Annotated in this window: 12 protein-coding genes; 3 read left to right on the forward strand and 9 right to left on the reverse strand. The window is 67.9% G+C overall.

Annotation, left to right across the window (positions count from 1 at the left end):
- Positions 1 to 4 precede the first annotated feature (4 nt).
- Positions 5 to 352: a thioredoxin gene (gene trxA / locus ACLF6P_RS02540; protein WP_415947705.1), complete on the forward strand. Its 348-nt coding sequence runs from the start codon at positions 5 to 7 to the stop codon at positions 350 to 352.
- 73 nt (positions 353 to 425) lie between these two features.
- Here trxA and ACLF6P_RS02545 read toward each other — a convergent pair whose 3' ends face one another.
- The 9 genes from ACLF6P_RS02545 to rpmH all read right to left on the reverse strand — a co-directional run bounded on the left by ACLF6P_RS02545 (position 426) and on the right by rpmH (position 7491).
- Positions 426 to 1043, reverse strand: coding sequence for a GNAT family N-acetyltransferase (locus ACLF6P_RS02545; RefSeq protein ID WP_415947707.1), 618 nt, complete (start codon positions 1041 to 1043; stop codon positions 426 to 428).
- A gap of 335 nt (positions 1044 to 1378) precedes the next feature.
- Positions 1379 to 2470, reverse strand: coding sequence for a ParB/RepB/Spo0J family partition protein (locus tag ACLF6P_RS02550; RefSeq protein ID WP_415947709.1), 1092 nt, complete (start codon positions 2468 to 2470; stop codon positions 1379 to 1381).
- Positions 2467 to 3543, reverse strand: coding sequence for a ParA family protein (locus tag ACLF6P_RS02555; protein WP_415947710.1), 1077 nt, complete (start codon positions 3541 to 3543; stop codon positions 2467 to 2469). Before ACLF6P_RS02555 ends, ACLF6P_RS02550 begins: the two co-directional genes overlap by 4 nt.
- Before the next feature lie 327 nt (positions 3544 to 3870).
- Positions 3871 to 4608, reverse strand: a complete 738-nt coding sequence (gene rsmG / locus ACLF6P_RS02560; protein ID WP_415947712.1) for a 16S rRNA (guanine(527)-N(7))-methyltransferase RsmG — start codon at positions 4606 to 4608, stop codon at positions 3871 to 3873.
- Positions 4609 to 4798: 190 nt separating this feature from the next.
- Positions 4799 to 5314: a Jag family protein gene (locus tag ACLF6P_RS02565; protein ID WP_415947713.1), complete on the reverse strand. Its 516-nt coding sequence runs from the start codon at positions 5312 to 5314 to the stop codon at positions 4799 to 4801.
- Positions 5315 to 5328: 14 nt separating this feature from the next.
- Entirely contained in the window at positions 5329 to 6639 is a 1311-nt protein-coding gene (gene yidC / locus ACLF6P_RS02570) for a membrane protein insertase YidC (protein WP_415947714.1), read from the reverse strand.
- 3 nt (positions 6640 to 6642) lie between these two features.
- Positions 6643 to 6951 carry a membrane protein insertion efficiency factor YidD gene (gene yidD, locus ACLF6P_RS02575; protein WP_415947716.1) on the reverse strand — a complete coding sequence of 103 codons (309 nt, stop codon included), beginning with the start codon at positions 6949 to 6951 and terminating at the stop codon, positions 6643 to 6645.
- Positions 6948 to 7334, reverse strand: a complete 387-nt coding sequence (rnpA, locus tag ACLF6P_RS02580; RefSeq protein WP_415947717.1) for a ribonuclease P protein component — start codon at positions 7332 to 7334, stop codon at positions 6948 to 6950. The genes yidD and rnpA overlap by 4 nt, the downstream gene beginning before the upstream one ends.
- Positions 7335 to 7353: 19 nt before the next feature.
- Positions 7354 to 7491 (reverse strand): 50S ribosomal protein L34, encoded by a 138-nt coding sequence (gene rpmH / locus ACLF6P_RS02585; protein WP_016644655.1) that lies wholly within the window; start codon positions 7489 to 7491, stop codon positions 7354 to 7356.
- 401 nt (positions 7492 to 7892) lie between these two features.
- On the opposite strand from rpmH, the gene dnaA reads away from it, so the two are divergent.
- Both dnaA and dnaN read left to right on the forward strand, forming a co-directional pair.
- A complete protein-coding gene (dnaA, locus tag ACLF6P_RS02590) occupies positions 7893 to 10091 on the forward strand; it encodes a chromosomal replication initiator protein DnaA (RefSeq protein ID WP_415947718.1) in 2199 nt (732 codons plus the stop codon).
- Between the two features lie 979 nt (positions 10092 to 11070).
- The gene (gene dnaN, locus ACLF6P_RS02595) at positions 11071 to 12201 is read left to right on the forward strand and encodes a DNA polymerase III subunit beta (protein WP_415947719.1); all 1131 of its coding nucleotides are present in this window, start codon (positions 11071 to 11073) and stop codon (positions 12199 to 12201) included.
- The last annotated feature ends 19 nt before the right edge of the window (positions 12202 to 12220 follow it).

The raw sequence follows: 12220 nt of genomic DNA on the forward strand, positions 1-12220 counted from the left end.
CAGCGTGGCCGGCACTCTGAAGAACGTGACCGACGACTCCTTCGAGCAGGATGTGCTCAGGAGCGGCAAGCCCGTACTGGTGGACTTCTGGGCCGCCTGGTGCGGTCCCTGCCGCCAGATCGCGCCGTCCCTCGAGGCGATCGCCGCCGAGCACGGCGACAAGATCGAGGTCGTCAAGCTCAACATCGACGAGAACCCGCAGACGGCCGCGAAGTACGGCGTCATGTCGATCCCGACGCTGAACGTCTACCAGGCCGGCGAGGTCGCCAAGACCATCGTCGGTGCCAAGCCCAAGGCCGCGATCGTGCGTGACCTGGAGGACTTCATCGGCGACGAGGTCACCAAGGCCTGAGGTCTCGGCACAGACATCGAGGGCGGGGAGACCGATCGGTCTCCCCGCCCTCGATGTTTCACGTGAAACACACTCACAGCGGCCGCAGCACCGGCTCCTTCTGCACAGCGCCGAGCAGCCGGTCCAGGGCCAGCTCCACGTCCTCCTTCCAGGAGAGCGTCGTCCGCAGCTCCAGCCGCAACCGGGGATGCACCGGATGCGGGCGCACCGTCTTGAAACCCACGGCAAGGAGATGATCGGCGGGGAGCACACACGCCGGCTCCTTCCAGCGGGCATCCCCGAAGGCCTCGATCGCCTTGAAGCCCCGGCGCAGCAGATCCTTGGCGACCGTCTGCACGATGACCCGGCCCAGGCCCTGCCCCTGATAGCCAGGAGAGATCCAGCCGGTCATCAGCTGCACGGCATCCGGCGAGACCGGACTCGTGGGGAAGGCCGTCGAGCGGGGCACATAGGCGGGCGGAGCATAGAGGACGAAGCCGACGGGCACCTCGTCGACATAGACCACCCGGCCGCAGGAGCCCCACTCCAGAAGCACTGCGGAGATCCAGGCTTCCTTCTCCAGCTCGGGAGTTCCCGCTCCTACCGCGGCCTGGCCGCTGACCGGATCCAGCTCCCAGAAAACACAGGCGCGACAGCGCTTGGGAAGGTCCGGAAGGTTGTCCAGCGTGAGCGGTACGAGCCGACGCCCCATGACGGCAGTTCCTCATTTCCTTCGCCCGCTGCCGCCCGGGCGGCAGTCAGCGCACTCCGTTCCCTGAGCAGGCTGCCGACGAATCCGACGGCTGCGCCCAGGCCCAGGCCCGCGGTCATCAGCCCGGTGCGGCTCACCGTGGTCATGGCCCCCGCCTCCCTCTCGCCGAGGTGCTGATCGGTGGCTTGCGCCTGATCGGTGGTTGCGCCCTACCCGATCGCATCGTATCCACCCGGTGATTGCGGCGAAACGCCAACAAAGCAAAGAGCGGGTCGTGTTCCGGATGTTCCGGACACGGCCCGCTCCTGCGGCGCGCTGAGAAGCGCTGTCTGAACTCAGCTCTCGGCTTCGTCCTCCTCGGTCAGGGCCCCTTCCATGACCGGACCCTCCTCGGGGGCGAGGGTGCCGAGGATGCGCTGGAGATCGTCCATCGAGGCGAACTCGACCACGATCTTGCCCTTCTTCTGCCCCAGGTCGACCTTGACCCGGGTCTCGAAGCGGTCCGAGAGCCGGGAGGCGAGGTGGGTGAGCGCCGGCGAGACCCGCGTCCCGGCCCGGGGCCCCTTGGCCTTGGGTGCCTTCTTCGGGTCCGTGCTCATCAGCTGCACGATCTCTTCCACGGACCGCACCGAGAGCCCCTCGGCCACGATCCGGTAGGCGAGGCGCTCCTGCTCCTCGGTGTCCTCCACGGAGAGCAGCGCACGCGCATGCCCGGCGGAGAGCACTCCGGCCGCCACCCGCTTCTGCACGGTTGGCGAGAGCCGCAGCAGTCGCAGCGTGTTGGAGACCTGGGGGCGCGAGCGCCCGATCCGGTCGGCGAGCTGGTCATGCGTGCAGTTGAAGTCCTTCAGCAACTGCTCGTAGGCATTCGCCTCTTCGATCGGGTTGAGCTGAGCGCGGTGCAGGTTCTCCAGGAGGGCGTCAAGGAGAAGCTTCTCGTCCTCGGTCTCCCGCACGATCGCAGGGATCCGGTCGAGCCCGGCCTCATGGGAGGCGCGCCAGCGGCGCTCACCCATGATGAGCTCATAGCGCCCGGAGCCCATCTGCCGTACGACCACCGGCTGGAGCAGCCCGACCTCCTTGATGGAGGTCACCAACTCGGCCAGCGCGTCCTCGTCGAAGATCTCACGCGGCTGGCGCGGGTTGGGCGTGATGGAGTCCAACGGCAGCTCGGCGAAGTGCGCTCCGGCCGGAGGCGGCTCGGAAACCAGCGACTCGACCGCCACGGGCGGCTCGGTTTCACGTGAAACATTGCCCTGCGACAGCCCCGCCACCTTCGCGGCGGCCACGCCACGCTCCGCGGTGAGCAGCGGAGCCCCGGAGGGGGAGGCCGCTGCGCCGCCCGCGGCCGGAGAGCTCTCCGGCGAAGGCGCTGCGGGAATCAGCGCGCCAAGTCCCCGCCCCAGTCCTCTTCGTCGCTCGCTCACTGGGTTCCCTCCGCCATGTTCTGCTGATCATTCCGTGCGCCGGTCTGCCCGTGCGCATAGTCCATGGGGACACGTACCCCACGCAGGGCCATCTCCCGGGCCGCTTCGAGATACGAGAGCGCACCGCTGGAACCCGGATCGTAGGTCAGCACGGTCTGTCCGTAGCTGGGGGCCTCCGAAATGCGGACCGAGCGCGGGATGCTGGTCCGCAGTACCTCGTCACCGAAGTGGTTCCGTACCTCTTCCGCCACCTGGGAGGCAAGGCGGGTCCGGCCGTCGTACATGGTGAGGAGGATCGTGGAGACGTGGAGGGCTGGGTTGAGATGCCCGCGTACGAGATCCACATTGCGCAGCAGCTGCCCGAGACCCTCCAGCGCGTAGTACTCGCACTGGATGGGGATGAGCACCTCGTTGCCCGCCACGAGCGCGTTGACCGTGAGGAGCCCGAGCGAGGGTGGGCAGTCGATGAGGACATAGTCCAGCGGCTGTTCGTATGCCTGGATGGCACGCTCCAGCCGGCTTTCCCGCGCCACCAGGGACACCAGCTCGATCTCCGCACCGGCGAGATCGATCGTGGCGGGGGCGCAGAAGAGACCTTCCACATCGGGAACGGGCTGGACCACATCGGAGAGTGGCTTGCTCTCCACCAGCACGTCGTAGATCGAGGGGACCTCGGCATGATGGTCGATCCCGAGCGCCGTGGAGGCATTGCCCTGTGGGTCCAGATCGATCACCAGGACACGGGAACCGTGCAGGGCGAGCGAAGCGGCGAGATTGACCGTGGTCGTGGTCTTGCCGACGCCGCCCTTCTGGTTGGCGACGACCATGACGCGTGTCCGGTCAGGGCGTGGCAGCCCTTCCCCGGCTCGGCCCAGGGCCTCGACCGCCAGTTGGGCAGCACGACCAATCGGGGTGTCGTCCATCGGGGGCGGTGTTTCACGTGAAACATCCTCCCCCGCTGACTCGGTACGGGGACCGGGGACCGGATCGGTCATCGGTCCCGCGATGTTGGCGTCGGACCGCAAGGATTCACTCTCCTCGGCTTCAGGCTCGCGATGAACAGAGCCTCCCATGCCTTCGGGGTCGTGAACCAGCGAGGCCCGGTCTTCTGTGGATGAATCCCCCGTTGTGGAGAACTCCGTCCCCCTCACGGGGGGTTTGCGATCACGAGGTGCCGCACTTCGGCTGCGGCTGATGATCCCATGCAGGAGAGAGCGACGTTTCACGTGAAACACGATGCCGAGACGCCGCGAATGGCACCGGGCGACACTCCGACGTGCGTACGTTTGACAGCTTGTGTGGCCTATGGATCGTCATCAGGACGGATCAGCGGCCGAAAAACCTCAGGGGGTGCCCGGCTGATCCGCCGCACACCCCCTGAGCTCAGTCAGGCCGAGACATCAGTCACGCCGACGCCTGCGCGAGCGCCCCACCCGGGCCGCCTTCGCCCGCTTGGCGGCGAAGCGCACACCGCCCGGGCTCTCGCCCACCTCGACCCGTACAACGGTGGAGAGCGGATCCACGACCCCCTCGCCGACCTGCAGCACCGAGGTCGACTCGGCGCCGAGCTTGGCCAATGCGGCCTTCGCCCCGTCGAGCTCCTCCTGAGCGGTGTCACCCTTGAGCGCCAGCATCTCGCCATACGGCCGCAGCAGCGGAATACCCCAAGTGGCGAGGCGATCCAGGGGAGCCACAGCCCGGGCCGTGACGACGTGCACGGACGGCATCTTGCCCATGACCTCCTCGGCGCGCCCACGTACCACGGTCACATGGTCGAGGCCGAGCAGTTCGACGACCTCGGTGAGGAAAGTCGTACGCCTCAGCAGCGGTTCGAGCAGCGTGATCTTGAGGTCCTCACGGACCAGTGCGAGAGGGATGCCCGGCAGACCGGCACCGGAGCCCACATCGCAGACGGTGACGCCCTCCGGCACCACCTCGGAGAGCACCGCACAGTTCAGGAGATGGCGCTCCCACAGCCGGGGCACCTCACGCGGGCCGATCAGACCGCGCTTCACCCCGGCATCGGCGAGCAGCTCCGCGTACCGGACCGCGTCGTCGAAACGCGCGCCGAAGACGGCGCGCGCCTGCTCGGGCGCCGGGGGGAGCTCGGACGAGGGGAGCTCTGACGTCTCCGTCACGGGAATCGTCCTTCCGTACCGCTTTACCGCGCTGACACGCAGGACGCGGTCAGGGCTGAGGCTGAGGGCTGAGGCTGAGGGCTGGGGCTGGGGCTGAGGGCTCACTATCAAGGCTGACAAAGACCGGCCCCGCCTGCGAACAGACGGGGCCGGACAGAACAAGGCTCGCTCAGAAGCTGCTGTCAGCTGCTCAGGCGGGCAGTACGACGACGAAGCGCTGCGGCTCCTCGCCCTCGGACTCGCTGTTCAGACCGGCGCTCTTGACCGCGTCGTGCACGACCTTGCGCTCGAAGGGCGTCATCGGCTTCAGCTTGACCGGCTCGCCGGAGCTCTTCGCCTCGGCCGCGGCCTTGGCACCGATCTCGGAGAGCTCGGTGCGCTTCTGGGCCCGGTAGCCGGCGATGTCCAGCATCAGGCGGCTGCGGTCGCCGGTCTCACGGTGGACCGCGAGCCGGGTCAGCTCCTGGAGCGCCTCCAGGACCTCGCCATCGCGCCCGACGAGCTTCTGCAGATCACGCGAACCGGAGTCACTGATGATCGACACGGCGGCGCGGTCGGCCTCGACGTCCATGTCGATATCGCCGTCGAGATCGGCGATGTCGAGCAGACCCTCAAGGTAGTCGGCTGCGATCTCGCCCTCCTGCTCGAGGCGGGTGAGGGTGTCGCCGGCCTCGGCAGCGGCCTCGGTGGTGGTGCCGTCCGTCACGGAGGAACTCCTTCTTACTTCTTGGACGGGTGCTTGGGCCGCTGCTGGCCCTTGCGCTGTCCGGACTTGGCTTTGCTGCGCGCACCCGTACCGGGCTGCTGCTTGGCACCGGCCGGCTTGGCCGGGGTCTTCGACTTGGCGTCCTGCGGGGCATCGGACTTGCTCAGCGAGGTCTTGCCTGCGCCGGCCTTCGAGCCCTGCTGCGGGGAGCCGGAGGCGCCACCCGCACCGCCGGACTGCCGCTGCGACTTGGACTGCCGCTTGGGCTGCTGCCGCCGGGCCGGACCTGCCGTACCGCTCTCGTCCTCACCGTCGAGCACCGCCACGGCGCTGTCGCTCTTGGCGACGATGCCCTCCGTGTTGGCGGCCAGGCCGGCCTTGCTCAGACCGTTGATGAACTTGCGCTCGTGATCATTGCGGTCGCGGCCCTTGGCGACGATCGCCTTGATGATGTTGCGCTCACCCCGGCGCGTCTTGCCACCGTCGTGCTTCACCAGCTTGGCCTGCAGGCGCTCCAGGAAGGCCGCCTGCGCCTTGGAGCCCGGGGTGGGGTTCTGGCGGATGACGTACATCTGCTGGCCCATGGTCCACACGTTGGTGGTCAGCCAGTAGACAAGGACACCGACGGGGAAGTTGATACCGAAGACGGCGAAGATGACGGGGAAGACGTACATCAGCATCTTCTGCTGCTGCATGAACGGCGTCTTCACGGTCATGTCGACGTTCTTCGTCATCAGCTGGCGCTGTGTGAAGAACTGCGAGGCCGACATCAGAATGATCATGACCGCGGTCACGATCTTCACGCTGGTGACCGACGCGTCCAGCGTCGCGAGCTTCTCCGCGCTGTCCATGAACTTGGCGGCCAGCGGAGCACCGAAGATGTGCGCCTCACGCGCGCTGTCGAGCAGCTGCTGGTCGATGACTCCGACCTGCTTGTTCGACGCGATGCTGTTGAGCACGTGGTACAGGGCGAAGAAGAACGGGGACTGCGCCAGGATCGGAAGGCACGAGGATAGCGGGTTGGTACCCGTCTCCTTGTACAGCTTCATCATCTCTTCGGACTGGCGCTGCTTGTCGTTCTTGTAGCGCTCCTGGATCTTCTTCATCTCGGGCTGCAGCGTCTGCATGCCACGCGTCGCCTTGATCTGCTTCACGAAGAGCGGGATCAGACAGATTCGGATCAGGATCACCAGGGACACGATGGCCAGGCCCCAGGCCCAGCCGGTGTCAGGGCCGAAGATCTTCCCGTACACCGAGTGGAACTGGACGATGATCCACGAGACAGGTGTGGTGATAAAGCTGAAGAGGCTGGCAATCGTGTCCACTAATCAGGCTCCTTGAGCGTGGGACGGAGTCTCGGTGGGGGCCTTCCCGCCCCGGTTGCGCCAGGCGCTGCGCAGCATTTCGTGCCATCTCGGCCGCTTGCGCGGTGGTACATGGTCGACACCACCGTGCGACCACGGGTTGCAGCGCAGGATGCGCCAGGCCGTGAGCCCTGTTCCCTTGATCGCGCCGTGCCGGTCGATGGCCGTGAAGCCGTAGTGGGAGCACGACGGGTAGTACTTGCACACCGGCCCCAGAAGTGGGCTGATGGTCCACTGGTACAGCTTGATCAAAGCCAGCAGTGGATATTTCATCGCGCGCCCCCTGACAGCAGCCGCTTGAGTGCGGCATCCAGGTCCCGGGCCAGCTGTGCATGGTCGGCACCGCCCGCGGGGGGCAGTGCTCGTACGACTACCAGGCTACCGGGGGGCAGCTCGCTCAGTCGTTCGCGCATCAGATGCCTGAGGCGGCGCTTCACCTTGTTGCGTACGACCGCAACGCCCACGGCTTTGCTCACGACGAAACCCGCACGCGTCGGGGGAACACTCTCCCCCGGCGCGTGCGGGTCCGCTGCTTTATAGAGATCAGCACCGCTGCGCAGATGCACGACAAGGCTCGGGCGGCCTGCCCGGCGTCCCCGTCGTACCGCGGTCGCGAAGTCCTCGCGCCGCCTCAGCCGATGCTCGGTAGGCAGCACGACGTCATGACCTGCGGAATCAGGCCGACAGGCGGGCGCGACCCTTGCTGCGGCGGGACGCCAGGACGGCGCGGCCGGCACGGGTACGCATCCGCAGACGGAAGCCGTGGGTCTTCGCGCGACGACGGTTGTTCGGCTGGAAGGTGCGCTTGCTCACTCGGGGGCTCCAGAGAAATCAATCGGGTGGACGATGCCGACTGGCTGTCACCGTGCGCCCACGAGTAGCTCGCGATTACGCCCGAGTGCACCGCTTGTGGACCACAGTGCGTGATCTACGCCCATCGGAGGCAGGCGGCAGCAGCCATCGACAACTCGACCTGGTCACGGTACGCGGGGCTACGCCATCCGGTCAAACCAGCGCAGTCGGGAGCAGCGCGGGACGGGCGGGACCGACACTGTACGCAGGGCGGCGGGCGCTGTGCACAGCCTGTGGACAACAACTTGAACCGCAGGCATCGCCCTGACTACCGTGGCCAGACTCGGATTGACCCAAACCGTCCCACGAACCACACCTTCGTGGGACATCGTGACTCGTGACCTGCTGAGAGAGCGTGCCCTGTGGCTGACGTACCTGCCGATCTTGCCGCAGTCTGGCCGCGAGTACTGGATCAACTGCTCGGCGAGGGCCAGGGCGGTCACGGCTCCGGGGTCGAGGCCAAGGACGTGCAGTGGATCCGGCGCTGCCAGCCGCTCGCGCTCGTCGCCGACACCGCACTGCTCGCCGTGCCGAACGAGATGGCCAAGAACCGGCTCGAAGGCCGGCTGGCCCCGGTCGTCAGCGAGACGCTGAGCCGCGAGTGCGGGCGCCCGATCCGTATCGCGATCACCGTGGACGAGTCGATGGGCGAGCTCCCGCCGACGCCGGCATCCGCGGCACCCACGGCACAGGCGCCCCAGGCACCGCACGCACCTCAGCCGCCCCAGCGCTTCGAGGAGCCGGAGCTCCCGGGCGCGCTCCCCGGCATGGGCCACAGCGGCCAGTCGTACGAGAGCTACGGCCGCCGCGAGGACCGCCGGGACGAGCGCCGGGAGGAACGGCAGGAGCGGCATGACGAGCGCCGCGACGAGCGCAGGGACGACCGGCACGGCGAGCGCCACGACGAACACGACCCGCTGCCCACGGTCCGCCCGGCCTACCCGGATTACCAGCGACGCGAGCCGGGCGCCTGGCCGCGCCCAGGCCAGCAGGACGACTACGGCTGGCAGCAGCCGCGCCTCGGCTTCCCCGAACGCGAGGCGTACAACCCGCAGGAGCGCGAGGCGTACGCCTCCCAGGACCGCGAGACCTACGGTGCCCCGGAGCGCGAGGGCTACGAGTCCGGCACCGAATACAAGTCCCCGGACTACAACCAGCCGGACTACAAGCACTCGGAGTACAAGCCTTCGGACTACCAGTCCCCGGAGCGCGAGGCCTACCCCGAGCGCGCCCCCTACGCCTCCCCCCAGGCCACGCACGACTACCGCTCCGAGCGCCCGGCGTACGACTCCGAGCGCTCCTCGTACGAGAGCGAGCGCGGCCCGTACGACAAACAGCACCAGGGATACGAGCCCCAGCGCCCCGAAAGCACGACCACCGGCGGCCACACGGGCCACACCGGCCACACCAGCCCCGGCAGTCACCCGGGCCGCGCCCCGCACGGCCGCCCCACCGGCCACGGCGCCCCCAGCGGGGCCCCCGGCCCGCTGGCCGCCCAGCCCGCTCCGGCCACCGGCCCCGGTGAGCCGACCGCGCGGCTGAACCCGAAGTACCTCTTCGACACCTTCGTCATCGGGGCCTCGAACCGCTTCGCGCACGCGGCCGCCGTAGCCGTCGCCGAGGCACCGGCCAAGGCCTACAACCCCCTGTTCATCTACGGGGAGTCGGGCCTCGGCAAGACACACCTGCTGCACGCCATCGGGCACTACGCGCGCAGCCTCTACCCCGGCACCCGGGTGCGGTACGTGAGCTCGGAGGAATTCACCAACGAGTTCATCAACTCCATCCGCGACGGCAAGGGCGACAGCTTCCGCAAGCGCTACCGCGAGATGGACATCCTGCTCGTCGACGACATCCAGTTCCTCGCGGACAAGGAGTCGACGCAGGAGGAGTTCTTCCACACCTTCAACACGCTCCACAACGCGAACAAGCAGATCGTGCTGAGCAGCGACCGGCCGCCCAAGCAGCTGGTGACCCTGGAGGACCGGCTCCGCAACCGCTTCGAATGGGGTCTGATCACGGACGTCCAGCCGCCCGAGCTGGAGACCCGGATCGCGATCCTGCGCAAGAAGGCGGTGCAGGAGCAGCTCAACGCCCCGCCGGAGGTCCTGGAGTTCATCGCCTCGCGGATCTCGCGCAACATCCGCGAGCTGGAGGGCGCGCTCATCCGCGTCACGGCCTTCGCCTCGCTGAACCGGCAGCCGGTGGACCTCGGGCTCACCGAGATCGTCCTCAAGGACCTGATCCCGGGCGGCGAGGACTCCGCACCGGAGATCACGGCGCCGGCCATCATGGCCGCCACCGCTGACTACTTCGGGCTCACCGTGGAGGATCTGTGCGGCTCCTCGCGCAGCCGCGTCCTGGTGACGGCCCGGCAGATCGCCATGTACCTGTGCCGCGAGCTGACCGACCTCTCGCTGCCGAAGATCGGCGCGCATTTCGGCGGCCGCGACCATACGACGGTGATGCACGCGGACCGCAAGATCCGTGCGCTGATGGCGGAGCGGCGCTCCATCTACAACCAGGTCACCGAGCTCACCAACCGCATCAAGAACGGCTGACCGCGCAGGCTGACCACGGCTGAGCACGGCTGACCGCGCCGACGTCACAAGGTTCAAGGGCGCCCCCGGGACATCTCCGGGGGCGCCCTTCGTCGTACGTACGCCACTCGGCCGAAGCCTGACCTCCGCCGCCCCGGCCCTGAGCCGTCTCCCCGAGCCTCCCGCCCCTCCCGCCCCTCCCCATCCGTCCACCGGGCCTGTTCGATTAGCCCTTCCGCAGGACGGTTTCTCCACAGAAGTGGGCCGAAACCCCCGTCCACACCCTGGGGACCTGGAAGTTGTCCAGACCGCATCCACAGGCGATCCTGCTGACAGCTCATCAGCCCAGGTCAGCGGGTTGTGGATTCGTGGACAACCGATCTCCACAACCTGTGGACAAAAGATCTGTGCACAGCCTGTTGATGAAGTTGTCCACCGCCCGCCCACAGGCTGGAGCTGCTTGTCCCCAGGATCCATCAGCTTCTCCACATCACTGTCCACTGTTCGGCAACGCAACGCGCGTCCTCACCGGGTCGAGTGAAAGGCGTCACACCGAGCTGCCGAGGGGCCCTGTGGGCAACGGAGGAAAACCTGGGGACGGAGCTGGGGAGAAGTAGCACCGTCCTGTGGACCGGTTGTGCAGAACTTTCCGTTCTCCACAGTGCGACCGGGTTATCCACCACCGCCGCCCACAGGCGCGGTGGACAAAATCTCGGCTCTGACCTGCGCAAACGGGGTTATCCACGGTTTCCACAGGCCCTACTACTACGACCAACTAGAGAGAGCTCGGGATTCGTTTCGAAGTGGGGGCTGTGCACAACGGGGGGCGCGTTGTCGTCCGTGCGCCGGTCACGACTTGACCCCGACAGGCACCAGCTGTCAGTGCGGTGCGTCAGACTGGTCTCCGGCTTCATCCCCACCTTGGGGACGGGCCAACCACACAGACAGCAAGACAGACCAGCAGGGCGAGCAGCCAGGCATCAGCAGGAGGCGGCTTACGGTGAAGATCCGGGTGGAGCGCGACGTACTCGCGGAGGCGGTGGCCTGGGCGGCTCGCAGCCTCCCTGCCCGCCCGCCGGCGCCGGTCCTGGCGGGCCTGCTGCTGAAGGCGGAGGAAGGTGCCCTGAGCCTCTCCGGCTTCGACTACGAGGTCTCGGCCCGCGTCTCGGTGGACGCGGAGGTCGACGAGGAGGGCACGGTGCTCGTCTCCGGCCGCCTGCTCGCCGACATCACGAGGGCGCTGCCCAACCGTCCGGTGGAGATCTCCACAGACGGTGTACGGGCGACGGTGGTCTGTGGATCCTCGCGGTTCACGCTGCACACGCTGCCGGTGGAGGAGTACCCGGCGCTGCCGCAGATGCCCTCGGCGACCGGCACGGTTCCCGGTGAGGTCTTCGCCGCGGCCGCGGCCCAGGTGGCCATCGCGGCGGGCCGTGACGACACGCTGCCGGTGCTCACGGGTGTGCGGATCGAGATCGAGGGCGACACCGTCACCCTCGCCTCCACCGACCGCTACCGCTTCGCGGTCCGCGAGTTCCTGTGGAAGCCCGAGGTGCCGGACTCCTCCGCGGTCGCCCTGGTGCCCGCGAAGACCCTGCTCGACACCGCCAAGGCGCTCACCAGCGGTGACAGCGTCACCATCGCGCTGTCCGGCTCGGGTGCGGGCGAGGGTCTGATCGGTTTCGAGGGCGCGGGCCGGCGTACGACGACGCGGCTGCTCGAAGGCGATCTGCCGAAGTACAAGACGCTCTTCCCGACGGAGTTCAACTCGGTCGCGGTCATCGAGACCGCCCCGTTCGTCGAGGCCGTCAAGCGTGTGGCCCTGGTGGCGGAGCGGAACACTCCGGTGCGGCTGAGCTTCGAGCAGGGTGTGCTGATCCTGGAGGCCGGTTCCAGCGATGACGCACAGGCTGTGGAGAGGGTCGACGCCCAGCTCGACGGCGATGACATCTCGATCGCCTTCAACCCGACGTTCCTGCTGGACGGTCTGAGCGCGATCGACTCGCCGGCCGCGCAGCTGAGCTTCACCACGTCCACCAAGCCCGCGCTGCTCAGCGGCAAGCCGGCCGTGGACGCCGAGGCCGACGACGCGTACAAGTACCTGATCATGCCGGTCCGCCTCAGCGGCTGACGGCAGGGCCCCGGCGGCT

It is taken from the genome of Streptomyces lothianensis (assembly GCF_047779955.1).
Taxonomy (GTDB): Bacteria; Actinomycetota; Actinomycetes; order Streptomycetales; family Streptomycetaceae; genus Streptomyces.